Annotated in this window: 26 protein-coding genes and 1 riboswitch; of the genes, 9 read left to right on the top strand and 17 right to left on the bottom strand. The window is 71.1% G+C overall.

The annotated features are described in order from the left end of the window. Positions 1–20 precede the first annotated feature (20 nt). The 4 genes from ABD327_RS08345 to ABD327_RS08330 form a co-directional block, all read right to left on the bottom strand. Positions 21–218, bottom strand: coding sequence for a DUF397 domain-containing protein (locus ABD327_RS08345; protein WP_344449642.1), 198 nt, complete (start codon positions 216–218; stop codon positions 21–23). Beyond that, positions 215–1,171 (bottom strand): helix-turn-helix domain-containing protein, encoded by a 957-nt coding sequence (locus tag ABD327_RS08340; RefSeq protein ID WP_344449641.1) that lies wholly within the window; start codon positions 1,169–1,171, stop codon positions 215–217. The genes ABD327_RS08345 and ABD327_RS08340 overlap by 4 nt, the downstream gene beginning before the upstream one ends. A 213-nt stretch (positions 1,172–1,384) precedes the next feature. Further along, the gene (locus tag ABD327_RS08335; protein WP_344449640.1) at positions 1,385–2,278 is read right to left on the bottom strand and encodes a pyridoxamine 5'-phosphate oxidase family protein; all 894 of its coding nucleotides are present in this window, start codon (positions 2,276–2,278) and stop codon (positions 1,385–1,387) included. 10 nt (positions 2,279–2,288) lie between these two features. Next, positions 2,289–2,723, bottom strand: a complete 435-nt coding sequence (locus tag ABD327_RS08330) for a VOC family protein (protein WP_344449639.1) — start codon at positions 2,721–2,723, stop codon at positions 2,289–2,291. A gap of 112 nt (positions 2,724–2,835) precedes the next feature. On the opposite strand from ABD327_RS08330, the gene ABD327_RS08325 reads away from it, so the two are divergent. Beyond that, a complete protein-coding gene (locus tag ABD327_RS08325; RefSeq protein WP_344449638.1) occupies positions 2,836–3,381 on the top strand; it encodes a CGNR zinc finger domain-containing protein in 546 nt (181 codons plus the stop codon). Between the two features lie 39 nt (positions 3,382–3,420). On the opposite strand, the gene ABD327_RS08320 is transcribed toward ABD327_RS08325, so the two are convergent. Then, complete coding sequence (locus ABD327_RS08320) at positions 3,421–3,744, bottom strand: DMT family transporter (protein WP_344449637.1); 324 nt, start codon at positions 3,742–3,744, stop codon at positions 3,421–3,423. A gap of 19 nt (positions 3,745–3,763) precedes the next feature. Continuing rightward, positions 3,764–3,829: riboswitch (guanidine-III (ykkC-III) riboswitch) on the bottom strand. Positions 3,830–3,981: 152 nt separating this feature from the next. On the opposite strand from ABD327_RS08320, the gene ABD327_RS08315 reads away from it, so the two are divergent. Further along, positions 3,982–4,455 (top strand): TspO/MBR family protein, encoded by a 474-nt coding sequence (locus tag ABD327_RS08315; protein ID WP_344449636.1) that lies wholly within the window; start codon positions 3,982–3,984, stop codon positions 4,453–4,455. A gap of 96 nt (positions 4,456–4,551) precedes the next feature. Then, positions 4,552–4,983 carry a TspO/MBR family protein gene (locus tag ABD327_RS08310; RefSeq protein WP_344449635.1) on the top strand — a complete coding sequence of 144 codons (432 nt, stop codon included), beginning with the start codon at positions 4,552–4,554 and terminating at the stop codon, positions 4,981–4,983. A 69-nt stretch (positions 4,984–5,052) separates the two neighbouring features. Here ABD327_RS08310 and ABD327_RS08305 read toward each other — a convergent pair whose 3' ends face one another. Together ABD327_RS08305 and ABD327_RS08300 are read right to left on the bottom strand one after the other, a co-directional pair. Further along, positions 5,053–5,592, bottom strand: coding sequence for a Pvc16 family protein (locus ABD327_RS08305; RefSeq protein WP_344449634.1), 540 nt, complete (start codon positions 5,590–5,592; stop codon positions 5,053–5,055). A gap of 169 nt (positions 5,593–5,761) precedes the next feature. Next, the gene (locus ABD327_RS08300) at positions 5,762–7,120 is read right to left on the bottom strand and encodes an MBL fold metallo-hydrolase (protein ID WP_344449633.1); all 1,359 of its coding nucleotides are present in this window, start codon (positions 7,118–7,120) and stop codon (positions 5,762–5,764) included. Positions 7,121–7,275: 155 nt separating this feature from the next. Between ABD327_RS08300 and ABD327_RS08295 the strand changes: the two genes are divergently transcribed. The 3 genes from ABD327_RS08295 (at position 7,276) to ABD327_RS08285 (ending at position 9,672) form a co-directional block, all read left to right on the top strand. Beyond that, positions 7,276–7,851, top strand: a complete 576-nt coding sequence (locus ABD327_RS08295; protein ID WP_344449632.1) for a hypothetical protein — start codon at positions 7,276–7,278, stop codon at positions 7,849–7,851. 97 nt (positions 7,852–7,948) lie between these two features. Further along, complete coding sequence (locus ABD327_RS08290; protein WP_344449631.1) at positions 7,949–8,479, top strand: copper chaperone PCu(A)C; 531 nt, start codon at positions 7,949–7,951, stop codon at positions 8,477–8,479. Next, on the top strand, positions 8,479–9,672 hold the full coding sequence (locus ABD327_RS08285) for a Dyp-type peroxidase (protein ID WP_344449630.1): 1,194 nt from the start codon (positions 8,479–8,481) through the stop codon (positions 9,670–9,672). The genes ABD327_RS08290 and ABD327_RS08285 overlap by 1 nt, the downstream gene beginning before the upstream one ends. A gap of 261 nt (positions 9,673–9,933) precedes the next feature. Here the strand turns inward: ABD327_RS08285 and ABD327_RS08280 are convergent, their stop codons facing one another. The 7 genes from ABD327_RS08280 to ABD327_RS08250 form a co-directional block, all read right to left on the bottom strand. Continuing rightward, positions 9,934–10,623, bottom strand: coding sequence for an N-acetylmannosamine-6-phosphate 2-epimerase (locus ABD327_RS08280; protein ID WP_344449629.1), 690 nt, complete (start codon positions 10,621–10,623; stop codon positions 9,934–9,936). Positions 10,624–10,702: 79 nt separating this feature from the next. Further along, a complete protein-coding gene (locus ABD327_RS08275; protein WP_344449628.1) occupies positions 10,703–11,632 on the bottom strand; it encodes an ROK family protein in 930 nt (309 codons plus the stop codon). A 94-nt stretch (positions 11,633–11,726) separates the two neighbouring features. Continuing rightward, positions 11,727–12,665 (bottom strand): dihydrodipicolinate synthase family protein, encoded by a 939-nt coding sequence (locus tag ABD327_RS08270; RefSeq protein WP_344449627.1) that lies wholly within the window; start codon positions 12,663–12,665, stop codon positions 11,727–11,729. Next, positions 12,662–13,693: an oligopeptide/dipeptide ABC transporter ATP-binding protein gene (locus ABD327_RS08265; RefSeq protein ID WP_344449626.1), complete on the bottom strand. Its 1,032-nt coding sequence runs from the start codon at positions 13,691–13,693 to the stop codon at positions 12,662–12,664. The genes ABD327_RS08270 and ABD327_RS08265 overlap by 4 nt, the downstream gene beginning before the upstream one ends. A 14-nt stretch (positions 13,694–13,707) precedes the next feature. Beyond that, positions 13,708–15,684 (bottom strand): dipeptide/oligopeptide/nickel ABC transporter permease/ATP-binding protein, encoded by a 1,977-nt coding sequence (locus tag ABD327_RS08260; RefSeq protein ID WP_344449625.1) that lies wholly within the window; start codon positions 15,682–15,684, stop codon positions 13,708–13,710. Continuing rightward, positions 15,684–16,640 (bottom strand): ABC transporter permease, encoded by a 957-nt coding sequence (locus ABD327_RS08255; protein ID WP_344449624.1) that lies wholly within the window; start codon positions 16,638–16,640, stop codon positions 15,684–15,686. The genes ABD327_RS08260 and ABD327_RS08255 overlap by 1 nt, the downstream gene beginning before the upstream one ends. A 21-nt stretch (positions 16,641–16,661) precedes the next feature. Next, on the bottom strand, positions 16,662–18,260 hold the full coding sequence (locus ABD327_RS08250; RefSeq protein ID WP_344449623.1) for an ABC transporter substrate-binding protein: 1,599 nt from the start codon (positions 18,258–18,260) through the stop codon (positions 16,662–16,664). A 175-nt stretch (positions 18,261–18,435) separates the two neighbouring features. On the opposite strand from ABD327_RS08250, the gene ABD327_RS08245 reads away from it, so the two are divergent. After that, entirely contained in the window at positions 18,436–19,176 is a 741-nt protein-coding gene (locus ABD327_RS08245; RefSeq protein ID WP_344449622.1) for a FadR/GntR family transcriptional regulator, read from the top strand. 30 nt (positions 19,177–19,206) lie between these two features. On the opposite strand, the gene ABD327_RS08240 is transcribed toward ABD327_RS08245, so the two are convergent. Genes ABD327_RS08240 through ABD327_RS08230 form a run of 3 tightly spaced genes read right to left on the bottom strand, consistent with a single transcriptional unit; the run spans position 19,207 to position 22,084 of the window. Further along, positions 19,207–20,388, bottom strand: coding sequence for an alpha/beta hydrolase (locus tag ABD327_RS08240; protein WP_344449620.1), 1,182 nt, complete (start codon positions 20,386–20,388; stop codon positions 19,207–19,209). Further along, positions 20,385–21,479, bottom strand: coding sequence for a homogentisate 1,2-dioxygenase (locus ABD327_RS08235; RefSeq protein ID WP_344449619.1), 1,095 nt, complete (start codon positions 21,477–21,479; stop codon positions 20,385–20,387). The genes ABD327_RS08240 and ABD327_RS08235 overlap by 4 nt, the downstream gene beginning before the upstream one ends. 5 nt (positions 21,480–21,484) lie before the next feature. Continuing rightward, complete coding sequence (locus ABD327_RS08230; RefSeq protein WP_344449618.1) at positions 21,485–22,084, bottom strand: TetR/AcrR family transcriptional regulator; 600 nt, start codon at positions 22,082–22,084, stop codon at positions 21,485–21,487. Between the two features lie 115 nt (positions 22,085–22,199). Here ABD327_RS08230 and ABD327_RS08225 point away from each other — a divergent pair, with 115 nt between their 5' ends. Together ABD327_RS08225 and trxA are read left to right on the top strand one after the other, a co-directional pair. Further along, positions 22,200–22,994 carry an SDR family NAD(P)-dependent oxidoreductase gene (locus ABD327_RS08225; RefSeq protein WP_344449617.1) on the top strand — a complete coding sequence of 265 codons (795 nt, stop codon included), beginning with the start codon at positions 22,200–22,202 and terminating at the stop codon, positions 22,992–22,994. 211 nt (positions 22,995–23,205) lie between these two features. Further along, positions 23,206–23,571 carry a thioredoxin gene (trxA, locus tag ABD327_RS08220; RefSeq protein WP_344449616.1) on the top strand — a complete coding sequence of 122 codons (366 nt, stop codon included), beginning with the start codon at positions 23,206–23,208 and terminating at the stop codon, positions 23,569–23,571. The last annotated feature ends 79 nt before the right edge of the window (positions 23,572–23,650 follow it).

Genomic DNA, 23,650 nt, shown 5'->3' with positions numbered 1-23,650 from the left:
AGGGGAGGGACGTGTCTCGGTTACAGGACGTGCGGCTGGGAGCGGAGGCGTCGGGTGAAGGCCGCCCATTCGGCGTGGGTGAATTCCAGAATCGGTCCGGTACCTCGGTCCTTGGTGTCCCGTACCCCGATGGCCTCGGCAGTGCCGGCGATCTCGACGCAGTTCATGTTGGGCTCGCTGCGTGATGCTTTACGCCAGTTGCTGTACGTGTGGATCACAGGTGGGGTCCTGCCTCGTGGAGGATCTGGTTCGCGATCTCGAGCAGAAGGCCACGGCTCTCCTCTTCGGAAAGCGCGGCGCTTCTGACGAACTCGTACCTTCGAACATACTTCACGAACTCATCGGGCCGCGTGCGCACATGGTCGGCTGCGGTCGCCTCCTCGATGACCACAGACGGGTCCGCGGGATCTGAGAAGGAATAAAGAAAGAAGGCCGATTTCGGAAGCGGAACCGAGGTCCGGCCCGTCCTGATCGGAAAGACCTTCAGGACGAATTTCGGTCGTAGGGCTGATTCCTCGACCAAATGCACCAGCTGGTCGTGCATGATCTTCGGCGGGACGCTGAAGCGACGAAGCCCGACCTCATCGAGGACGACCTCGTAGTCAGGCCCGTCAGGCCGGAACACCGTCTCCTGACGTCGACGACGGGCCTCGATGAGCCGCTCGGGTACGTAGCTGATGGGTCCTGCGGCGATGTCGTCTTCGATGAGGCTCTGGGTGTAGGCGGGAAGCTGAAGATTGCCCGGCAGCGCGGTCGGAAAGTACTCGCGGATGGTGGCCGCGCCGGATTCGATGTCGGCGTAGAGGCGCTGGCGGTCGCCCATGGCGTCACCGTAGGCGTCCCACCAGCCTTTGCCGGCGGCCTCACGGGCGATCGAGATGATCTCGGCACGCTTGTCGTCGGTGGGCCCCAGGAGGTCGAGCAGGTCCATGACCTCGACGAGGTCGGGCCGGACCTGGGCGTTCTCCAGCCGGGAGATCTTCATCCGAGACTGGTGGAACAGCCCGCCGAGCTGTTCGGTGGTGAGCCCGCGCCGCTGCCGCAGCGCGCGCAGCTCGGCGCCGAGCCGCAACCGGCGGACGAACGGACTGGACAAGGGCGTTCCTCCTCGCGAACCGTCATCCATGCAGGTCAGAGAGCTTTCGTTCACCCTTTCGACCGCACTCCGCATCGAACAGCAACGCTCCGTGCCCGTGCAACCGCTTCACCGATCCCGCCCGAGAAAGTGCGAGCCCCTCCCGCACGCTCACCGCCCGTGCGCACGCCTCCCGTGCGCGGCTGCGGCCTTGTCGGCCGCCTACTCCGGTCGCTATTGCGGCCGGATTTGCCTGCGGGACGGGGCGCCGCTCGATCGCCTTGAGGACGGGCGGGCGGCGGTGTCAGGTCACGGGGTCGGCGGGTTGAACTTGGAGTAGGCGGGGGGCGTCCAGGCCAGGGGCATGGCGGCGGTGGCCTCGCGGACCTCCTCGACGGTGAAGTCGACGAGGCGTTGGGCGCCGGGGAAGGCGGAGGTCTCGGCCTCGTTCCAGACGGTCTCGGCGGTGCCGGTGAGGTGGAGGAGGGAGCCGGTGGTCCAGTCGGGGACGACCAGGCCGGCGGCGGGGTTGAGCTCCAGGTTGCCGAGGGTGAGGAACATGGTGTTGCCGGGGTAGTCGGGCCAGCGCAGGCGGGTGGGGGAGAGGGTCTGGAGGAAGCCCGGATTGCCGCCGCGGTGGGAGGCGTCGGCGTCGCCTTCGGGGGAGGCGGTGGCTATGAAGAAGGTGTCGGCCTCTTCGATGGCGCGCTGTTGGCGAGGGGTGAGTTCGGAACCGCGCAGGAGCTCGCGGGGGCCGGAGAGGACCGGGGCGGGCGTGCGCTGCTGGATGTACTTCGGGCAGTTGGAGATGACCTGGTCGGGGGTGATGAGCAGGCCGTCGGGGGTGGGGGAGGAAGTGCCGTTGACGCGCATCCGGCGGCGGGTGCCGGGCTCGATGGCGATCATGCCGACCTTCGCGGGGGCGGCGAGGACCCCGGCCAGGGGGTCTTGCGGATGGGGGCGGGCCCCGACGGCGAGGGTCGTCTCGGTGGCCTGGAGGAAGCCGGGTTCGCCGGTGAGGAGCGTGGCCCACAGGCGTCCGGAGGGGTCGGCCGCGCCGATGACGATCATCGGCTGCTGGGCGAGGAAGGCCACGGCGACCTCCGGGAAGGTGGTCTTGATGGCGCGGAGGGCGGATTCGGCGCGGCCTTGCAGGCCTGCGCGGCGCTGTACGGAGAGCTCGCCGCCGTGGTAGGTCGCCATGGCCGGAACCCTAGAAGAAACCGCAGGTCGGAGCGGTTCCGAAGGGGGCGGAGGCCGTCTCGGCGCCGGACGGGGCGTAGATCTCCAGGCGGATGCCGTCGGGATCGGTGAAGAAGATGCCGCCGGAGGACGCGCCCTCGCCGTGCGGGACGACGCCGTCGTGGGCGAAGCGGGCGCCCAGGCCGCGCAGGACCTCCTCGGCCTCGCGGACCTCCTCGATCGTGTCGACCTGGAACGACAGGTGGTGCAGGCCCGCCACGTCCGTGCGGGCCGCGGTCTCGGTCTGCCGCCACAGGGTGACGGCCAGCCTCCCGTCCTTGCCGAGGAAGGCGTGGGTGTCGGCGAGGCCGGCCACCTCGAAGCCGAAGACCCGCGTGTAGAAGGCGACGGAGCGGTCCAGGTCGGTGACGTTCAGGCCGACGTGGCCGGTCTGCAGGGTGCTCATGGGTGGTCCTTCCTCCGATCGGAGACGATCTCTAACCGGTAATCGGGACTTTAAAGGTTATGTATCCGATCGTCAACCGGTCTGGTGGGCTTGAGTGGTTAGCATGGGAGACATGGACCCCCGCCCGCTGACCGGTGAACCGATCTCCGTGGAACTGCTGAACACCCGGTGGATGCAGGACGGGGAGCCGCAGGACCTGCTCGCCGCCCCCGGCGGCCTGGCGGTGTGGCTCGCCTCGCCCACGGTCGCCTCGGAGCTGGAGGAGCACCCCGTCCGGGCCGACGAGGAGACGCTCGCCGCGCTGCTACGGGCGCGGGACGGTCTGATGGAACTCCTGAACGACCCCGCGAGCACGGCGACGGCCGACTCCGTGCTCGCCCGCGGAAGGCTGAGGCTCTCCGCGTCGCCCGGCGGGCCCGTGGAGCGCCTCGAACTGGACGACCTCGCCCACTACCCGGCATGGACGGCGGTCCGGAACTACCTCACCCTGATCGGCGACCGCCCCGACAGGCTCCGCCGGTGCGCGCACGACGCCTGCGTCCTGCACTTCTTCGACACCTCGAAGAACGGCACGCGCCGCTGGTGCTCCATGACGCTCTGCGGCAACCGCGCCAAGGCCTCCCGCCACTACGCCCGCACCCGCTCCGAGCAGCCTTGACCGCTCGGAGCGGGGACGCGATGGCAGGCGGGACCGAGGTCAGTGGCCTCCGCCGGTCAGGTTGAGGCCCACGACTCCGGCGAGGATCAGGAGGATCGAGGCGATCTTGAGAGGGGAGGCGTTCTCGCCCAGGACGAGGATGCCCAGGGTGGCGGTACCGACGGCGCCGATGCCGGTCCAGACGGCGTAGGCCGTTCCCACTTCGAGGCTGCGGAGGCCGAGGGAGAGCAGGCCGAAGCTGAGGACCGCGAAGACGGCGAAGAGGACGCTCGGGACGGGAGCCGAGAAGCCCTTGCTGAGCTTCAGCGAATAGGCCATGGCGACCTCGAACAGACCGGCGGTGATGACCATGAACCAAGCCATGACGGCTCCTCCTCGCGGAAAAGCGTCGTCTTTGCAGGCCGGGTACGGCGCGTCTCGTCCGGACGGGCCCCGCTCGGGCCCGCACCCTCGAAAACGGCCGGATGCCCCGGGGTGTTCCCGGCTTCCGTTCGGGTTCGGGAAGCGTGATCGGATGTTTATGGCCAGGCCGTGAGCGGATGCCAAGGGCTGTGGGATCGGCTACGGGTTCCGTGACGGGCAGTCGGGTAGGGCTCGGATATGACTACAACGAAAGCGAACACCCTGCTCAAGACGTCGGTGGCGGTCGGAGTGGCCGCCGGGGCCGGCGGGCTCGCCACCGATCCGAAGTCGGACTGGTACCGCGAACTGGACAAACCGGCCTGGCAGCCGCCGCCGCAGGCGTTCGGGATCGTGTGGCCCGCGCTCTACAGCATGATCGCCTACTCGGCGGGGCGCGCCATGGACCGCGCGCCCCAGGCCGAACGCAAGCGCATGGTCAGGGCGCTCGGCGTCAACCTGGCGCTCAACACCGGCTGGTCGGTGCTGTTCTTCGCCGCCAAGTCGCCGCGCGCCGCGCTCGGCGAGATCCTGGCGCTCAACCTGTCCAACGCGCTGCTCGTCCACCACGCCTGGCGCGTCGACCGCCGCGCCGGAATGTTCCTGCTGCCCTACGCGGGATGGACGGCCTTCGCGACCTTCCTCAACGGGGCGATCGCCCGCCGCAACCGGTAGGCGGCCGCGATGCCGTCGGCGGATCTTCGCTCCGGGGCCGCTGGAGAGCACCGGAGTACACGGAAGACGAGGGCCAAGACCCTTTTGCTGACCGCGGTGGCCGTTCTGGCCACCGCGGTCGTCGGCAACCTGGCCAACGACACCGACTCCGCCTGGTACCGGGAGCTGGCCAAGCCGTCCTGGCAGCCGCCGGGGCCGACGTTCGCCCTGGTGTGGACGCCGCTGTACGTCCTCATCGCCTACGCCGGGGCCCGCGCGATCGACCGGGCGCGGCCCGACGCCCGGCGCGGAGTGATCCTGGCGCTCGCCGTCAACCTGGTGCTCAACGCCGGCTGGTCGGTGGTGTTCTTCGTCTTCAAGTCGCCTGAGGCGGCCCTGGTCGAGATCCTGCTGCTCAACCTGGCGAACGCGCTGCTCGTCCATCGGGCATGGCGTGCCGACCGGACCGCCGGGATCCTCCTGCTGCCGTACGCGGCGTGGGTGGTCTTCGCGACCGCCCTCACCGGGGCGATCGCCTGGTCGAACTGACGGATCGCCTGGTCGGACCGGCGTCGCCGGAGACAGGCGCCCGGTCCGAGCCCGGGCGCCTTCGCGCTTTCAGGGAACGGGCTCCAGGAGACTCGCGCGCGGTTTGAGGAGGACCTCCACGTCCTCCTGCTCGGGCGGGCACGTCAGGGCGACGTCCGCCTCGTAGTAGAGGGCCAGCCGCATGGGACGGCCGTGCGCCGACCACAGGGCCGTGCGGTCGGACAGCGGCAGGTCCAGCAGGCGGACCGTCAGCCTGCGCAGCCGGGACGCGAGGCGGGGCCCCAGGTCGTCGGGGCTCAGCGAGGGCACCGAGTGGAAGATCTGCGCCACCCGGCCCAGCCGGGACTGCAGATCCAGGGGCTGGAAGCCCAGACCGGTGACCACGTAGGTCATCCGCAGGCCGAGCGGCGGGCGCTGGAGCCGCCCGGGCGGCCCGGCGAGCGGGGCGTTGCGCAGGTAGGGGTGCTCGGTGACGCCGCACAGGCACAGGTGGATCTGGTGCGGGGTCAGCGCGGCGCCCGCCTCCAGGGAGCCGATCGCCACCCAGTCGGGGTCTTCGCCGCGGACCCGCAGGAGGTCGGCCAGTGCCGAGGTGACTTCGTCGATCATGACGGCCACCGGATTCTCCGTTCGCCCATCGGGCGCACCTCGTCTCTCTCGCGGCATGGCGGCCCGGATCGAAACGAGGGTCGTCACGCTGAGTGTTGTTCCGTGAACGAAATGTAACACCCGGCGAGTCGGTCCTGGCAAGGGGTGTGGAAACCGGCGAAAGGGAGGCTCAGCCGGTGACCTCCAGGCCACTCCGGCCGGCGTTGGCGAAATCGTCGTCGATCACCACGACGCGGCGGCCCGCGGCGCTCAGGAAGGAACCCGCGATGGCGGCCCGGTACCCCGAGGCGCAGTGCGTCCACACCTCGCCGTCGGGCACCTCCTCCATCCGCGACAGCAGCTCGTGGAGCGGTATGTGGACGGCTCCCGGCAGGTGCGACTCCTCCCATTCCTGATCACGCCGGACGTCCAGGACGACGACCGGGCGGTGGTGCCGCACGGCTCCGAGCTCGGCGAAGCCCGCGAGTCCGACCTCGTGCAGGGGTTCGCCTCCCGTCCAGGTGGACAGGTCTCCGGTGACCGCGGAGGCCGGGCGGTCGATCCCGATCCGGACGAGTTCGCGCTGCGCCTCGGCGATCTCGTCCGGGGTCTCCGCGAGCAGGCTCACCGGCGTGCCCCAGGGGATCAGCCACCCCAGGTAGGTCGAGAAGGCGCCATCCAGGCCGAAGTTGAACGACCCGCCCAGGTGCCCGGCCGCGAACGCCTTGCGGGAACGCAGATCGACCACCCATTCACCGGCTTCCAAGCGGCGCCGGAGCTCGGCGGCGTCCGCCCTGTGCGGCTCCGACAGGTCGGGCGCGTCCGGGCCTTCGGCGTTGAGCGGGGCCATGTGGGCGTAGTAGGCGGGGTAGGCGCCGAGGCCGGCCAGCAGGGTCTCCACGTACTCCCGCTCGTCCTGGGTGAGCACCGGGTTGATCTTCCGCTCCCGCCCGATCGTGGACGCCGAGGCGTCGGACTGCGTGGAGGAGCAGAAGCTGCCGAAGCCGTGCGTCGGGTACACCTCGGTGCCGTCAGGGAGATCGGAGGCGAGCTTCTGCGCCGTCCGGTACTGGGCGTGCGCCAGGGCGTCGGTGTGGTCGGGGCCGAGCAGGTCGGGGCGGCCGGTCGAGCCGTACAGCAGGGAGCCGCCGGTGAACACGGCGACGGTCTCGCCCCCGGATTCGAGAACGTAGGACAGGTGGGTGTGGGTGTGCCCCGGGGTCGCCACGACCCGCACCCGCATCCGGGGGCCGATCTCGATCACGTCCCCGTCGCGGACGGGGGAGTGCTCGAACCGCACGGGGTCCTCGGCGTTGACGTGGTAGGCCGCCCCCGTGGCGCGGGCCAGGGCCAGGCCGCCCGTCACGTAGTCGTTGTGGATGTGGGTCTCGAAGACGTGCCGGATCATCACGCCTCTGCTCGCGGCGAGATCCAGCATGCGGTCGATGTCGCGCTGGGGGTCCACGACGAAGGCCGTCTCGCCGTCGGTCGCCAGGTAGCTGCGGTCACCCAGTGTCGGGGTTTCTATGGGAATGATGTTGATCGCCATTTATTAGCCCCCCTTGCTTACGTTCAGGTCTTATACCCGTCAACATACCCCCGGGGGTATGTATTCCGGTGTCGTGTTCCTGAGAACGGGACACGGGCGGTCTTCCACAACCCGGTGGGAGGAGATCGCGAAGCCGTGGCAATATGACGGACGAGATGAACACCCGACCCCCGCTCCGTCTTGCACGCGCCTCGGTCTTCGCGGCCGTGTGCGTGCTCCTGACGTCCACGGGGCACGCGACGGCCTCCGGGGAGCCGCTGGGGCCGGGAAGCGTGCTGGCGGGATTCGCCGGGGTGCTGGCCGTCGCTTTCGTCCTGGCCGGGCACGAACGTTCCCTCGCCACGATCACCGGGGGGCTGCTGGGCGGGCAGTTCATGCTGCACACCCTGTTCACGGCCGCGGCCACGGGGTTCGGCCACCACGGGAACCTCCAGCAGCTCGTCGCCGAACCCGCCGGAGGCGGCACGGCCATGACGGCGGCGCACCTGCTCGCCGCACTGGGATCGGGCTGGTGGCTGCGCCGGGGCGAACGAGCCGCCTGGAAGCTGGCCCGGCAGACGGCCAAGGCGCTGCTGCGGCCGTTCCGGCCCGTCCCCTCCCTGCCCGCCGAGACGGTGCGGCACGTCGCCGTGCCGTCGGAAGTCGTCAGGCCGCGTGCCGTCATGGTGCTGCGGCACGTGCTCGTCCTCCGAGGGCCGCCGAAGGGTCTCCAGGTGCTCGGCCTCGGCTGAGCACCACCGAAGTCACCGGCCCGAGGGCCGTTCTTCACGCCCGCCTTTCGCGCGGGTCTCAGGAAACCCTTCGACAGAGCACTCATGGAGAAAACGCATGTCCTCTCGACTCGTCACGCTGTTCGCCGCCCTCGCTTTCGGATCCGCCGCCCTCACCGGCTGCGGCTCTGACGACACCTCCGCCAAGGAAGGGAGCACCGCTCCCTCCGTCTCCGCCTCCGAGAGCAGCGCCGCCGCTCCGCTGACCTTCGAGAACGCCTGGGTGAAGGCCGCCGAGAAGGGGATGACCGCCGCGTTCGGCACCCTCGTCAACACCACGGGCGCCGAGGTCACCGTGGTCTCGGCGACCACCCCTGTCTCGCCGATGGTCGAACTCCACGAGGTCACCGGAACCGGTGGCCAGACCGAGATGAAGGAGAAGGACGGCGGGTTCGCCATCCCCGCCGGAGGCCGGCTGGAGCTCAAGTCCGGCGGCTACCACATCATGCTCATGGGCCTGAAGGAGAAGCTCGAGCCGGGCGGTGAGGTCGCCTTCACCCTGAACCTGAAGGACGGCACGAAGGTCGACGTCACCGCCGTGGTCAAGTCCTTCAAGGGCGGCAACGAGACCTACGCGCCGGGGCACTGATGTCCGGACCGAGACTGAGCCGGCGGGGACTCCTCGCCGGCGGCGCGGTGGCGGCGGGCGGGCTCGCCGCCACCGGCGGTTACCTCACCGGCAGGGGGACGGCGCCCGGCGAGTCCGAGGCGAACGCGGCCGAGCAGCCCGGGACCGTCCCGTTCCACGGGGTCCACCAGGCGGGCGTCGCCACGCCGCCGCAGACCTACGGCGCGTTCGTCGCCTTCGACCTGCGGCGGGGGACCACCCGGGAGTCGCTGGGACGGCTGATGCGGCTGCTCACCGACGACGCCCGGCGGCTCACCGAGGGCCGGGCCGGGCTCGCCGACGCCCAGCCGGAACTCGCCGGCATCCCGGCCCGGCTGACCGTCACGTTCGGGTTCGGCCCCGGCCTGTTCACCAAGGCCGGCCTGGACCACCAGCGTCCCCTCACCGACCTGCCGGAGTTCAAGGGAGACCGGCTGGAGGAACGCTGGAGCGGCGGCGACCTCCTGGTCCAGCTGTGCGGGGAGGACGCCGTCACCCTCGCCCACGCGCTCCGGCTGGTCGTCAAGGACGCGCGGGACTTCGCCACGGTCCGCTGGGTCCAGCGGGGCTTCCGGCGCAGTCCACAGGCCCAGCCCCCCGGGCAGACCCAGCGCAACCTCATGGGCCAGCTCGACGGCACCGTCCAGCCCGTCGACCTGGAGCGGGCGGTCTGGATCTCGGGGGGCGGCCCCTCCTGGCTGAAGGGCGGCACCTTCATGGTCCTCCGCCGCACCCGCATGGACCTCGAGAAATGGGACGCCGCCGACGAGGCCGCCAAGGAGTTCGCCATCGGCCGCAAACTGGCCGACGGCGCCCCCCTCACCGGAGACGGGGAGAACGACGACCCCGACTTCACCGCGAAGGACTTCGCGGGCTTCCCCGTCATCGACGACCACGCCCACATCCGCCTGGCCAGAGTGGAGGATCCGGCCCTCCGCATGCTCCGCCGCGCCTACAACTACGAGGAGGACGTCACCCCGGACGGCGTCGTCGACTCGGGCCTGCTGTTCGTCTCCTACCAGGCCGACCTGGCCCGTCAGTTCACCGCGGTCCAGGAGCGCCTGGCCGGATCCGACCTCCTCAACGAGTGGATCACCACCACCGGCTCGGCCGTCTTCGCCCTGCCCCCCGGCTGCACCGAGACGGGCTGGATAGGCGAACCGCTGCTGTCCTGACCCGCCCTCCCCCGACGGCGAGCCCCCGACCCACCCGGGCCGGGGGCTCGCGCGAGTCCCGTCCCGTCCGGGCCCGACGGCGGGCCCCTGAGGCGGCCGCCCCGCTGGCGAGTCCCCGGTCCCCGACCCACTCGGGCTGAGGGCTCGTGCGGGTCTCCTCCCGTCCGGCCCGACGGCGAGCCGTCGAGGCGACTGCCACGGCGACGACGAGCCCCCGACCGGTTCAGGTCGGGGGCTCGTGTGTTTCAGGTCGTCGAGGCCTCAGGCGGGCAGGGCGGCGGCGAAGGAGGCGGTGATCCAGGCGGGGTCGGTGATGGCGGTGCCGACGACGACGGAGTCGGCGCCGGCCTCCAGGGCGGCGGCGGCCTGGGCGGGGGAGTGGTAGCGGCCCTCGGCGATGAGGAAGGCGCCGGGCAGCGCCTCGCGCAGGGCGCGGACCAGGGCGAGGTTGGGGCCTTCGCTCTTGGGGCTGGCGGGGGTGTAGCCCGAGAGGGTGGTGGCGATGACGTCGGCGCCGGCCTCGGCGGCGGCCAGGCCCTCGGCCAGGGTGGACACGTCGGCCATGACCAGGGCGTCCAGCTCGTGGACGGCCCGGACGGAGTCGGCGAAGGCCAGCCCGTCGGGGCGGGGGCGGTCGGTGGCGTCGATCGCGACGACGTGGGCGCCCGCCCCGACGACGGCCCGGGCGGCCTCGACGGTCGGGGTGATGTAGACGCCTTCCGTGCCGTCCTTGGTGAGCCCGATGACCGGCACGTCCACCACCGCCGCGATCGAGGCGATGTCGGGGGTGCCGCCCACGCCGCCGCAGCGGATGGCCGCGGCCCCGCCCTTGACGGCGGCCTGCGCCATCCGCGTGAGCGCCGCGGTGTCCCGCAGCGGGTGCCCGTCCCACGCCTGGCAGGAGACGATCAGCCGTCCGCGGACGATTCCGGCGAATTCACTCGGGGTCATTGATGCTCTTTCTTTCTGGCGAATGGCGGTTCGGCGTTCGGGCGGGCACGGCCTCACGGACGGAGGCGGTGCCCCGGTGTCACGGGGCCTCTTCGGCGAGGGCCGCCATGGCCTGGAGGGCGGCGCCTATGAGCGGGGCGTCGGTGCCCAGGCGGGCCGGGAGGACGGGCAGGGCGCGGAGCGGGGGAAGGGCCTCGGCGTGGAGCGCCTCGGTGAGGGGTGCGAGGAAGTCGGGGCCGATCTGGGCCGCGCCGCCGCCGATCACCAGGGCGTCGGGGTCCAGGACGGCCAGGAGCCCGGCGAGGGCCCGCCCCAGGAGGGCCGCGGCTCCGTGGACGACCTCGCGGGCGGCGGGGTCGCCCGCGGCGGAGAGCGCGGCGATCTCGGGCAGGGGCAGGGCGCTGCCGGTGCGGGCCGCGTAGGCGGCGGCCATGGCGGGGCCGGAGGCGACGGCCTCCAGATGGTCCCGGCGGCCGCAGCCGCAGGGGATGGCCCCGGTGGCGGGGACCAGCAGGTGGGCGCTCTCCCCCGCGGTGCCGTGGGCGCCGTATTCGAGGCGTCCGTCCCTGGTGAGGGCGCCGCCGACGCCCGTACCGACGGAGATGTAGAGGACCCTGGCGAAGCCGGCGCCGGCGCCCGCCTGCGCCTCGCCGTAGGCCATGGCGCGGACGTCGTTGTCGACCGTGACGGGAACGCCCGTCAGCGCCTCCATCGTGGAGCGGACCTCCATGCCGGCCCAGCCGGGGAGCACGTCGGTGGCGGAGACGACCCGGCCCGCGGCCCGGTCGATGACGCCGGGGGAGCCCACGCCGATGGCTGTGACGGCCCCGTCGCCGAGCCCGGAGCAGAGCTCGGCGACGAGGCGGGCGGCGGCGACGGGCACTGTCGCGCCGCCCTCGGCGGGGGTCGGAGTGCGGGACTGCCGCACGATCCGGCCCTGGTCCGAGACGAGGGCGGCGGCGATCTTGGTGCCGCCGATGTCCACCCCCGCGTAGAGCGTTCCGGTCATCGGACTGGCGGCGTACGGCCTCGCCTCGCGACGGAGAGGTACGCCGCTCCCCCCTTCATAGAGAGCGATCTCGAGATGGTCGAAGACCTCGGCCCTAGAGCAGGCCGGCGGCGTCCAGGCAGCCGCGGACGTGGTCGGTCTCGGCCTCGTTCAGCGGGATCTGCGGGGGAGCGGCCAGGGGCGAGGCGATGACGCCGCGCAGGTGCAGGCCGGTCTTGAAGGCGCCGAGGGCGGAGGAGCCGCGGCCCATGCGGTCGGCGGGGGCGGCGTTGACGAGGTCGAAGAGGCGCAGGAGGCGCTCCTGCTCCTCGCGGGCGTCGTCCCACTTGCCGGCCACGGAGAGCTGGGCGAGGCGGACGTACCCGGCGGGGTCGACGTTGCCGAGGCCGGGGACGACGCCGTCGACGCCCATGCGGTAGGCGGAGTCCACGGTCAGCTCGGAGCCGGTGAAGACCCGGAACTGCGACAGGCCGGCGTCGTTCCGGGCGACCAGCAGGCAGCGCAGCCCGTTGTCGTCTCCGGTGGAGTCCTTGAGGCCGGACAGCACGCCCTCGGCGGCCAGGCGCAGCAGCATCGAGATGTCGAGCTTGGAGTGCACGCAGACCGGCACGTCGTAGGCGTAGAGGGGCAGCGAGGTGGCCGCGGCGATCCGCCGGAAGTGGTCCTCGATCTCCACCGGGTGGGTGCGCGTGTAGAACGGCGCGGTGGCGACGAGCGCGTCCACGCCGGCCTCGGCGGCGGTCCTGGCGTGCTCGATCACGCGCAGGGTCGTCATGTCGATGATCCCGGCGATCACGGGCACCCGTCCTGCCGCCCGCCGCACGATGGTCTCCAGGGCGATGCGCCGCTGCGCGTCGGGCAGGAACGCGACCTCGCCGGTGGAGCCGAGGGCGAACAGGCCGTCCACGCCGTTGTCGACGAGGAAGTCGACGAGCCGCTCCAGCGACGGCACGTCCACCTCGAAGTCCGAGGTCAGCGGGGTGCAGATGGGCGGGATGACACCGCTGAGGGCGGTGGCGGCGACGGTGGTCACAGGATCTCCTGATCGAAGGCGGCGGCGAGGTCTGCCTCGCCGGTCACGGGGTGGTGGCACCGGTAGCGGTGCGCGGGAAGGTCACCGGAGGCGTAGGCGGGCATGGAGTCCGCGCACGTCTCGTCGGCCCGCCAGCAGCGGGTGCGGAAGGGGCAGCCGCTCGGCGGGGTCACCGCGGACGGCACGGGGCCGGTCAGCGGGATCGGGTCGATCGGGTCGAGCAGGCTCGGCGTGGCCGAGAACAGCGCCCGGGTGTAGGGGTGGCGGGTGGCGTCGGGGACCGCGACGGCCGGGGCCTCCTCGACGATCCGCCCGAGGTACATCGTCACGACCCGGTCGGACACGCGCCGGACGGTCTGGATGTCGTGGGACACGAAGACCATCGACAGTTCCAGCCGCTCCTTCAGGTCGAGCATCAGGTTGAGGATCTGGGCCCGGACGGAGACGTCCAGCGCGGAGGTCGGCTCGTCGGCGACGAGGAGCTGCGGCTCCATGGCCAGCGCCCGCCCGATCGCCACGCGCTGCCGCTGCCCGCCGGACAGCTGGCCCGGCAGCGCGTCGGCCAGCACGGGCGGCAGCCCGACCAGTGACATCAGCTCCCGCACGCGCTCGTCGCGCTGCGCGGGGGTGCCCTTGCGGTGCACGTCCAGCGGGTCGCGCAGGATCGTCCGGATCGGCAGCCGCCGGTTCAGCGCGGTCGACGGGTCCTGGAAGATCATGCCGACGGACGCCCCGAGCACCCGCCGCCGCTCCCGCTCCGGCAGTTCGGTCACGGGCGTGCCCCGGTACAGCACCGTCCCGAGGGTCGGCTTCTGCAGCCCCACCAGCACCTTGGCCAGCGTGGACTTGCCGCAGCCGGACTCCCCGACGATCCCGACGGTCTCCCCGCGCGCGATGGCGAGGTCGACTCCGGTCATCGCGTGGACCCGGGACCTGCTGAACAGCCCTCCGCCCCGCGTCGGATGCTGGACGTGCACGTCCCGCAGCTCCATCACGGCCGCGTCCCGCGTGTCAGGCGCCTCTTTCACGCTCGCCGCCTCTTTCATGAAAGACCTCCCGCGAGGGTCTTGGCCGGTCCGGCGGCCGCCCCGCCGGCGGGGGCGCCGCCGATGGGGTGGTGGCAGGCGAAGGCGTGGACGGAGCGTTCGCCGTCCAGCTCCGGGTGGGTGGTGGCGCACAGGTCGGTGGCCGCGGCGCAGCGGTCGGAGAAGCGGCAGCCCTTCGGGAAGGCCGACGGGGACGGCACGACGCCGCGGATCTGGGCGAGCCGGACGTCGGCGGCCTCCAGGGAGAGGACCGAGTCGAGCAGGCCCCGCGCGTAGTGGTGGCGGGGAGCGCCGACGACCTGCGGGGTGGCGCCGCACTCGGCGATCTGGCCGCCGTACATCACCACGACGCGGTCGGTGACGTCGGAGACCAGGGCCAGGTCGTGGGAGACGAGGATGAGGGCGAAGCCCAGCTCCTCGCGCAGGCGCAGCAGGAGCCGCATGACCTGGGCCTGGACGGTGACGTCGAGCGCGGTGGTCGGCTCGTCGGCGACGATCAGGCGCGGGTCGCGGGACAGGGCCATGGCGATGAGGACGCGCTGGCGCTGGCCGCCGGACAGCTCGTGCGGGTAGCTCCTGAGGGTGCGCGCCGGGTCGAGGCCGACGAGCTCCAGCAGCTCCTCGGGGGTGCGGGTGCCGCCGCGCCGGTGCACCTGCTTGAGCTGGGACCTGATGGTCATCGCCGGGTTCAGCGAGGACAGCGCGTCCTGGTAGATCATCGCCATGTCGTGGCCGAGCAGCCTGCGCCGCTCGCCCTCCGGCAGGGTGAGCAGGTCGCGCCCGTCGAAGAGGATCTGCCCGCCGATGCGGGCGCCCTTCGGCTCCAGGCCCATGATCGCGAGGCTGGTGAGGCTCTTGCCGCAGCCGGACTCGCCGACCAGGCCGAGCACCTCGCCGGGCCGCACCTCGAAGCTGATCCGGTCGACGATGTCGACGCCGTCGTGCCGGTCGGCGAAGCCGATCGCCAGGTCCCGGACCCGCAGCAGCGGTTCGCCCTCGGGCAGCGGACGCGCCCGTTCGGCCAGCCGCTCGCCGGCCCTGCGCAGGCCGTCGCTCAGCTCGACCACGGCGGTCGGCGCGGTGGCGGCCTCGGGGGACTCCAGCGGGTCGACGACCTTGCCGGCGGGGTTGACCCGCGCGGTCGGGGCGGCCCAGGCGTCGGAGACGCCCTCGGACAGGACGTTCAGCGCCAGCACCGTCAGCAGGATGAACACGCCGGGGAAGAACGTCGCCCACCAGCCGCCGGACAGCACCAGCGCCTTGCCGTAGGCGATCACGCTGCCCCACGAGGGGTCGGGGTCCTGCACGCCCGCGCCGATGAACGACAGGCTCGCCTCGAACACGATCGCGTTGGCGACCAGGACGGTGCAGTACACCAGGATCGGCGCCGCGCAGTTGATGACGACGTGCCTGCTCAGGATGTGGAAGCGCCCGGCGCCGATGACCCGCTCGGCGTTGACGTAGTCCTCGCCGTACTGCGACAGCACGTTGGCGCGGATGACACGGGTGATCTGCGGGACGAACAGGAACGCGATCGTGCAGATCAGGACGGGCAGGCTGTTGCCGAAGACGGTGACCATGACGGCGGCCAGCGCCACCATCGGGAACGCCATGATGACGTCCAGGCCCCGCATGATCACTTCGTCGACGGCCTTGCGTGAGGTCGCGGCCAGCGAGCCGAGGACCGCGCCGGCGATGAGCGCGAGCGCGGTCGCGCCCAGGCCGATCGCCAGCGACCAGCGGGTGCCGTGGGCGATCCGGGAGAAGACGTCGCGGCCGACCCGGTCGGTGCCGAACCAGTGCTCACCCGACGGCGGCTGCTGCGGGACGCCGGTGAGCAGCGGGTCGTGGACGGCGATCAGCGGGGCGAGGAGCCCCATCGCCGCCACGACCAGGACGAAGCCCAGGGCGATCCGGGACGCCGTGGAGAGCTTGCGCAGGGTTCCTGCGAGCCCGGAGAGGATCGTACGCATCAGGAGGCACCCCTCAGACGCGGGTTGGCGAAGAGGTAGAGGATGTCGACGGCCAGGTTGACGACGACGAAGGCGAGGGCGATGTAGAGCACCACGCCCTGGACGAGGCCGGGGTCTCCGGCCGTCACGCCCTGCATGATGAGGGTGCCCAGGCCGGGAAGGCCGAAGATCGCCTCGATGACGACCGCGCCGCTGAGCATGTAGCCGACCTGCAGCCCCAGCACGGTCAGCGGGGTGATCAGCGCGTTGCGCAGCACGTTGCGCCCCACGACGACCACGCGGGGGAGCCCGCTGCCGATCGCGGTGCGCACGTAGTCGCGGTCGAGTTCCTCGACCATCGAGGTGCGGATGATCCGGGTCAGCAGCGAGGCCACGGGCAGGCCCAGCGAGATCGCCGGGAGCGCCATGCTCTTCAGCCAGCCGGAGACCGACTCGGACGGGTTGACGTACCCGCCGGTCGGCAGCAGCTCCCAGTTGAGGGAGAACTGCTGGATGAGCAGGATGCCCAGCCAGAAGGAGGGCATGGCCACGCCCGCCATCGACACCACGCGGATCACCTGGTCGGGCCACCGGTCCCGGAAGAGGGCGCCGGTGACGCCCAGGACGGTGGACACGACCACGGCGAGCAGCACGCCCAGCAGGGTGAGCTGCAGGGTCAGCGGGAACGCGGTGGCGATGACGTCGGTGACCGGCCTGCTCGGCGGCGAGGTGACTCCGAGGTCGCCCTGGACCAGGTCGCCCAGGAACCTCAGGTACCGCACGAGCAGCGGGTCGTTCAGGCCGTTGGCCTCGGCGTACGCCGCGCGGGCTTCGGGGCTCGCCCCGTCGCCCAGCGCGTTGTACGCGGGGTCGTTCGGTGAGAAGCGCAGGACGACGAAGACGAACAGCGTGATCCCCAGCACCAACGGCACCAAGGTCAGCAGGCGTCGCGCCGTCATGCGGAGGATCGCGCTCATGGTCTACGCCGTCCCGTCGCTCTAGGCCCGGCCGACGTTCAGCAGCGACATGCCGGTGGTCGGCAGCGGCTTGAAGCCCTTGAGCGCCTTGTCGTCCCACCCGGTGTTGAGCTTGCGGTGGAAGATCGGGTACAGGGCGGCGTGCTCGGCGACGGTGTTGAACGCCTCGGTCCACAGGTTCTTGCGGGCGGCGGCGTCGGTCTCGCGGGCGGCCTTGTCGAGCAGCTCGACGACCTTCTTGCCCTCGGGGGTGCCGTCGCTGTTGTGCCGGGTCTTGGGCCAGGTGCCGACGTAGAACCAGCGCATGAGCAGGTCGGTGTCGTTGCCGAAGACCGACGGGTCGCCGGGGGCGGCCATGACCTGGTACTTGCCGGTGTCGACGAGGTTGGTGTACTGGCCGCCGGACTGGCCGATGTTCAGCGTGGTCTTCACGCCGATCGCGTCCCAGCTCTGCTTGATCAGCGGGGCGCAGTCCTTGACGAAGTCGGTGTCGGTGAGGACCAGGTCGATCGCGAGGTCCTTGACGCCGGCCTCCTTGAGCAGCGCCTTGGCCTTGTCCGGGTCGTAGGTGTAGACCGTCTCGGCCTGCACGTAGTCCGGGTGGCTCTTGGGCAGGTAGCCCGTGGCGGCCTCGGCGTTGCCCAGCAGCGCGGTCTCGATGAGCTTGCCGGTGTCCAGGCCGTAGTGCAGGGCCTGGCGGACGCGGACGTCGTCGAACGGCTTGGACTTGAGGTTGAACATCAGGAACATCAGGCCGAAGCTCTGCACCGCCTCGACGGTGGAGTTCCTCTTGAGCTCCTCGACGTTCAGGTACGGCACGGCCTCGATGGCCTGGACGCGGCCGGACTGCAGCGCGGTCACGCGGGCCGACGGGTCGGTCAGCAGCTGCCAGTTCATCTTCTTGACCAGAGCGGGACGGGGCCCGTTGTAGTCGTCGAACTTGGCGAACACGATGCCGTCGGTGGCCGAGGCGCTGACGTACTTGAACGGACCCGAGCCGATGGGCATCGCGTCGTACTTCTTCTGGTCGGCCTCGACGACGGCCTTCGGCACGACCTTCACGACCGCCAGGCGCTCGGCGAACATCGGGAAGGCGTACTTGAGCTTGAACTCGACGGTGGTCTCGTCGACCTTCTTCACCGAGTCCAGGAAGGGCAGGAACTGGGAGAACAGCGAGGCGTTCTCGGGCTTGAGGACGCGCTCGAAGCTGTAGATGACGTCCTCGGCGGTGACCGCGGAGCCGTCGTGGAACTTGGCGCCGTCGCGCAGGACCACCCGGTAGGTGGTCGGGTCGACCTCCTCGGGCATCGCCTTGGCGAGCGCGGTGTAGGCCTCGCGGGTGGCCGGGTCGAGGTCTACCAGGGACTCCAGCGTGTGGAGGTTGGCCGCGGTGGCCACGGCGCTGGAGGCCGTCATCGGGTCGAAGCCCGTGGACAGCGCGTAGGCGAGGGCGACGTCGATGGAGTCCTTGGACCCGGACGAGGAATCGCTGCTGCCGGTGGAGGAGGGTCCGCCACAGGCGGAGAGCGAGGCCGCGATGGCGGCGCCGCCGGCGACCAGGCCGGAGTACTTGAGGAAGTCACGGCGGCTCGCACCGTGTCCGTTTTGTGCCTCTGTCACATCTGCTCCCAGGCAATGAGGGGGTTTGCGGGGGATACGCAATATATCCGCAAAGAACCGATGACGGATGTAGGACATCCAACGTCGAGTGTCCGGTGTAGGCTAAGCCTCGCTCTAGGCCGGGTCAAGATGTCGCCTGTGGAAGAAACGGGGTCGGTATGTGGAGCGTGAACGGATGACGGCAGCACGGCCCGGACGCCGTGCGAGCCGGTCGCCGCGCAGCAGCCGCACCGAGGAGGTCCAGCAGCGGATCAAGCAGTTGATCCTGGAACGCAACCTCGCGGTGGGAGACCCCATGCCCACCGAGTTCGAACTGGTCGACGAACTGGACGTCAGCCGCAACTCGCTGCGCGAGGCGCTGAAGGCCCTGCAGGCCGTCGGGATCGTCGACATCAAGCACGGCTTCGGCATGTACGTGGGCTCGATGTCCCTGGGCGCGCTGGTCGACGAGCTGACCTTCCACGCCAGGATCTCCCAGCAGAACGGCCACAACGACCTGGCCCACCTGGTGGAGGTCCGCGAGGTCCTGGAACGCGGCCTGATCGACCAGGTCATCGAGCGCGGGCTGGCCGACGAGACGCCCGAGCTGGACGAGATCATGGTCAAGATGGAGGCGGAGGCGGCCGCGGGCGGCGTCACCCCCGACACCGACCGGCGCTTCCACGAACTGCTCTACCAGCCGCTGGCCAATCCGATCGTCAGCCAGCTGCTGAACGCCTTCTGGGACGTCTACAACGCCCTGCGCCACGACCTGGCCCCCGCGGACGAGAGCCCCCTGGAGATCGCCCTGCGCCACCGCGAGATCTATGACGCGCTACGCGCGCACGACCGTCCGGCCGCGGCCGTCGCGATGTCCGCCCACTTCCGGGGCATTCACGTCCGCCTGGCCAGGATGGGGGAGCACAGCCCCACCTGACCGGGCGGACGCGGGATCACACGGATCACGTCAGGCGGACAGGCCGTGGCGGCCCAGCCAGTCACCGACCAGGCCCACGGCCTCCTGGAGGTGGGGCAGCTGGTCGGGCCCCATGTAGTAGTGGGTCGCGCCCTTGATCTCGTGGATCTCCTTGTCCTCGTGGGTGAAGGCCGCGAAGATCCGGCGGGTATGGCTGGGCGTGCAGGCGTCGTCGGCGGAGTTGCCGATGACCAGGACGGGCACCGAGACGTCCGGCGCGCAGCGCTCGGCGTCGGCGTGCGCCTCGTCGTAGCTCCACTGCGACAGCCAGCTGCGCAGGGTCGTGAAGCGGGCGAGGCCGACCGGGCTCATGTTCACCACGCGCGGATCGCCCTGGTAGCACCAGTTGGGGCGGCGGTCGTTGGGGTCCACGGACGGGTCCAGCCAGCGGGGGTCCGCCATGGTCCCGTGCACGACGAACCCGAACTCGTCATGCGGGCGTCCGGCGGCCTTCAGGGCGGCGAGCTTCGCCTTCACCCAGGCGGTGATCCGCCGGTTCCGGGCGATCTGCGCCTCCCGGTAGCGCTCCAGGAACTCCTGGCTGTAAGGAGGCTGGTTCGGGTTCTCGGGATTGTAGAGATCCAGTTCGGGGTCCCGGACGGACGGGTCGTGCTCGTCGAGGAGGGACGGGTCCATCCACTCGGTGAGGGTCTGGTGGCGGCTGACGTGCGCGGCCAGCAGCATCAGTCCGTCCGCGGGGATCAGGCCGGACGCGGTGAGGTCGGGGAAGTCCCCCGCCGGGGTGCGGGTGACCGTCGGGTTCTCCGCCTGGGCCTGGTAGAAGGCCGACAGCGCGCCGCCGCCGCTCCAGCCGGCCAGGACGACCTTGGAGTAACCGAACTTCTCCTTGGCGTGGCGGACGCACGCGCCGAGGTCCTGGGTGACCTTCTCCATGATCAGGGCGCTGTCCACGCCCCGGTAGCGGCTGTTGCAGTAGATGACGTGGTGCCCGGCCTTGGCCAGCGCGACCGTCATCGGCAGGTACGCGCCGCCGCCGATCGGGTGCATGAGGATGATGACGGTGTCCGACGCCTTCTGCGGGCGCAGCAGGTGCGCCTCGAGCACGACGAACTCGCCGGTGCCGCCGTAGGTGTCGCGCACGGGGGAGTCGTCCAGGAAGGTGACGAGGAAGGGCACGCGGTCGTAGGACCTGGCCCGCGCGGTGTCGCTCATGCGTTCACGCTCGCTTCGGGGAGGAGGGCGGGGTTGACCTTCAGGGGGCGGCGGACGTCGATCGACATCACCGACCAGCCGATCTCGTCGTACTGGTCGAACTTCCGGCGGGAGCGCTCGCGCGCCTTCTCCGGCGGGCCGTGGTGCACGCCCTGCGGCGAGTGGGTGATCAGCCCGGCGGGCATGTCGATGCCGAACAGGCTGCCGCCGTGGAAGAGCGCGACCTCGTCGTAGTCGGCGTTGCGGTGGTACCAGGGCATGCGCTCGGCGCCGGGCCGCCTCTCGGCGGGCCGCGGCAGGAAGTTCAGGACGACGACGCCCTCGGCCTGCAGGAAGAGGTGGACGGTCGGCGGGAGGTGGATCCCGGGCGACATGATCGCGTTGTAGTCCCGGATGTTGTACTTGAAGGGGAAGTAGTCGCCCTTCCAGCCCTCCACGTCGCAGGGGTTGTGGGGGTAGAAGATCGAACCCTGCTGCTCCCGCCGGGTCAGGCGGATCTCCCACTCGGGGCCGCCGTCGGTGAGGACCTCCGGCTCGGGCACGAAGACGGTCGAGGAGTCGAACGGGAAGTGCCTGCCCAGGATCCCGGCGGGCGGGGTGCGCAGTTCGTCGACGGTCTCGATGATGAGGAAGGCCCCGTCGGACCCCTCGTCGGGCAGCTGCCGGTAGGTGACGGCCTTGGGCAGCAGCACCCAGTCGCCCGGCTCGTAGGGGATCGGGCCGAACTCCGTCTGGAAGACGCCGGTCCCGCGGTGGACGAAGAAGAGCTCGTCGCCGCCGACGTTGCGGGCGAAGAACGGCATCGCCTCGGCCCGCCGGCTCAGCAGGAACCGCACGTCGTCGTTCTCATAGAGCGGCAGGGGGTTGCCGCGCGGATCCGTCAGGTCGGTGGGGTCGAGCTGGTCGACGAACGCGGCGTGCAGCTGGATCGGGCCCTCGGCCCGGTAGACGGTCGGGTCGTTGCGCCGGTAGAGCTGGGCCTGCCGGCCGGTGAAGCCCATCCGGCCCAGCTCGTCGTCCTTCAGGCCGTCGAGGTCCCGGTGGACGTGGTCGGGTGTCGTCCCCTTGCGGAACTGCACGAACGATTCCATGTGCCTTACTCCTCGGCTGCGGGCGGTGCGGGGTGGGGCGGGAGCAGGACTCCGCGCAGGAAGATGTCGCAGTACAGGTCGGCGATCCGGTCGGTGCCGAGCCGTCCCTCGGCCTCGATCCACAGGTACGAGTAGTTGAACATCCCGAGGATTCCGAGGACGGCGACGCGGGGCTCGGCGGGCTGGAGGATCCCGCGCTCCACGCCCGAGGCGTAGACGCGCTGCCAGATCTCGGAGTACCGGCGGCGCAGCTCCAGCACGTGCTCCAGCCGCTCGCCGGTGAGGGCGTTGAAGTCGCGGTAGTGGACGGTCCACTCCAGCCGGTGGTCGGCGATGTTGCGCAGGAGGGCGCGGGCCAGCCGCCGGAAGCACTCGGCCTCGTCGGGGGTCTCCTCGACGATCTTCGAGGCGATGCCGACCATGTGCTCCAGCTGGGTGCGGCTGATCTCGTAGAGCAGGGACTCCTTGTTGCCGATGTGGTGGTACAGCGCGCCCCGCTTGAGGCCGACCTCCTGTTCCAGCAGGGCCATGCCCGCGCCGTGGTAGCCGTCCCGCGCGAAGAGGCGGGCGGCTGCCTTGAGGATGCGTTCACGTTGCGGGGACAACTCGAGACCAGGCCTTCGCTCGTGCGGACGGGGACAGAGGCCATATTGCGTACCGACCGATCGGTACGGTACAAGTGGGATCATTTCCTCGTCAACGATCTGCGGGAGAAGAACCGTGAACGCACAGCCTGAGAACGCCCTCCCGACGGGTCCGGGCTCGCTCACCGCCGACCTTTCCGGCCGGGTCGCGGTCGTCACCGGAGCCTCCAGCGGACTCGGCGCCCGGTTCGCCGAACTGCTCGCCCGCTCCGGCGCCACCGTCGTGGCCGCCGCGCGGCGCAAGGACCGCCTCGAGGAGCTGGCCGAGCGGGTGCCCGGCATCGTCCCGGCGGTCTGCGACGTGACCGACGACGCCTCGCGCCGGGAGCTGCTGCGCACGTCCCTGGCGCAGACGGGCCGCGTCGACGTGCTGGTGAACAACGCCGGACACGGCTACCAGAAGGCCGCGCTGGACGAGACCGTCGAGGAGTTCGAGGGCATCGTCGCGCTGAACCTCACCTCCACCTTCGCCCTGGCGACGCTCTTCGCCCGCGAGATGATCCCCGCGGGCGGGGGCAGCATCATCAACATCGCCTCCATCCTGGGCCTGGTCGCCGCCTACCCCTCCTCGCAGGCCTCCTACGTGGCCGCGAAGTCCGGCGTCGTCGGCCTCACCCGCGACCTGGGCGTGCAGTGGGCGCGGCACGGCGTGCGGGTCAACGCGCTGGCCCCCGGCTGGTTCCCCAGCGAGGCCACCGACGACATGTTCGCCGACGAGCAGAGCCACCGCTGGCTGGTGCGCAACACCCCCATGGGCCGGGGCGGCCGGACGGGCGAGCTCGACGGCGCGCTGCTCCTGCTGGCCAGCGACGCGTCCACCTTCATGACCGGCCAGACCGTCACCGTCGACGGCGGCTGGACCGTCCGCTGACCCTCTCCCGGGCTCTTCTTCTTCCGGGGGACGGCACGGCCGGTCCTCGCTTCGCTGCGGTCGGCGGATCTTCTTCTTCCGGGGGGCGACCCCCGGGCCCCCGGAGGCGGCACGGCCGATCCTCGCTTCGCTGCGGTCGTCCGTGCCGGGGGAACAAATAAGCCCTCGCCGGTGTTCTGATACCCGTAGGGGTATCCAGAGAGGAGAGAGCATGACGACCGTGGAGCTGACCAAGGACACCTTCCAGGAGGCCGTGGACCAGGGGGGTGTCGTCCTGCTGGACTTCTGGGCGTCCTGGTGCGGTCCGTGCCGCCAGTTCGCGCCGGTCTTCGAGCGGGTCTCGGAGCGGCACGGCGACGTGGTCTTCGCCAAGATCGACACCGAGGCGCAGCCGGAACTGGCGAGCGCCTTCCAGATCACCTCGATCCCCACGCTGGCCGTCATCAAGGACAAGGTCGTCATCTTCTCCCAGCCCGGCGCGCTCCCCGAGCCCGCGCTGGAGGACCTCGTCGACCAGGCCAAGCAGCTGGACATGGAAGAGGTGCGGCGCCAGATCGCCGAGTCGGAACAGGCCTGAGAGCCGTCCCGAAAGTCTTCTCGGGCATGTCCCCGGAAGGCATCGCCGCCGGACGCCCCGCGTCCGGCGGCGGGCCCCC

The sequence above is a fragment of the Actinocorallia aurantiaca genome (assembly GCF_039533685.1).
Taxonomy (GTDB): Bacteria; Actinomycetota; Actinomycetes; order Streptosporangiales; family Streptosporangiaceae; genus Actinocorallia; species Actinocorallia aurantiaca.
The sequence above is the reverse complement of the archived record's forward strand: the minus strand, read 5'-3'. Positions and strand labels throughout refer to the sequence as shown.

Excerpts from the sequence above, each read along its gene's own strand:
- ABD327_RS08340 (WP_344449641.1), bottom strand. The coding sequence starts at position 1,171 with ATGCGGAGTGCGGTCGAAAGGGTGAACGAAAGCTCTCTGACCTGCATG.
- ABD327_RS08335 (WP_344449640.1), bottom strand. The coding sequence starts at position 2,278 with ATGGCGACCTACCACGGCGGCGAGCTCTCCGTACAGCGCCGCGCAGGC.
- ABD327_RS08330 (WP_344449639.1), bottom strand. The coding sequence starts at position 2,723 with ATGAGCACCCTGCAGACCGGCCACGTCGGCCTGAACGTCACCGACCTG.
- ABD327_RS08325 (WP_344449638.1), top strand. The coding sequence starts at position 2,836 with ATGGACCCCCGCCCGCTGACCGGTGAACCGATCTCCGTGGAACTGCTG.
- ABD327_RS08320 (WP_344449637.1), bottom strand. The coding sequence starts at position 3,744 with ATGGCTTGGTTCATGGTCATCACCGCCGGTCTGTTCGAGGTCGCCATG.
- ABD327_RS08315 (WP_344449636.1), top strand. The coding sequence starts at position 3,982 with ATGACTACAACGAAAGCGAACACCCTGCTCAAGACGTCGGTGGCGGTC.
- ABD327_RS08305 (WP_344449634.1), bottom strand. The coding sequence starts at position 5,592 with ATGATCGACGAAGTCACCTCGGCACTGGCCGACCTCCTGCGGGTCCGC.
- ABD327_RS08300 (WP_344449633.1), bottom strand. The coding sequence starts at position 7,120 with ATGGCGATCAACATCATTCCCATAGAAACCCCGACACTGGGTGACCGC.
- ABD327_RS08295 (WP_344449632.1), top strand. The coding sequence starts at position 7,276 with ATGAACACCCGACCCCCGCTCCGTCTTGCACGCGCCTCGGTCTTCGCG.
- ABD327_RS08290 (WP_344449631.1), top strand. The coding sequence starts at position 7,949 with ATGTCCTCTCGACTCGTCACGCTGTTCGCCGCCCTCGCTTTCGGATCC.
- ABD327_RS08285 (WP_344449630.1), top strand. The coding sequence starts at position 8,479 with ATGTCCGGACCGAGACTGAGCCGGCGGGGACTCCTCGCCGGCGGCGCG.
- ABD327_RS08280 (WP_344449629.1), bottom strand. The coding sequence starts at position 10,623 with ATGACCCCGAGTGAATTCGCCGGAATCGTCCGCGGACGGCTGATCGTC.
- ABD327_RS08275 (WP_344449628.1), bottom strand. The coding sequence starts at position 11,632 with ATGACCGGAACGCTCTACGCGGGGGTGGACATCGGCGGCACCAAGATC.
- ABD327_RS08260 (WP_344449625.1), bottom strand. The coding sequence starts at position 15,684 with ATGCGTACGATCCTCTCCGGGCTCGCAGGAACCCTGCGCAAGCTCTCC.
- ABD327_RS08255 (WP_344449624.1), bottom strand. The coding sequence starts at position 16,640 with ATGAGCGCGATCCTCCGCATGACGGCGCGACGCCTGCTGACCTTGGTG.
- ABD327_RS08245 (WP_344449622.1), top strand. The coding sequence starts at position 18,436 with ATGACGGCAGCACGGCCCGGACGCCGTGCGAGCCGGTCGCCGCGCAGC.
- ABD327_RS08240 (WP_344449620.1), bottom strand. The coding sequence starts at position 20,388 with ATGAGCGACACCGCGCGGGCCAGGTCCTACGACCGCGTGCCCTTCCTC.
- ABD327_RS08235 (WP_344449619.1), bottom strand. The coding sequence starts at position 21,479 with ATGGAATCGTTCGTGCAGTTCCGCAAGGGGACGACACCCGACCACGTC.
- trxA (WP_344449616.1), top strand. The coding sequence starts at position 23,206 with ATGACGACCGTGGAGCTGACCAAGGACACCTTCCAGGAGGCCGTGGAC.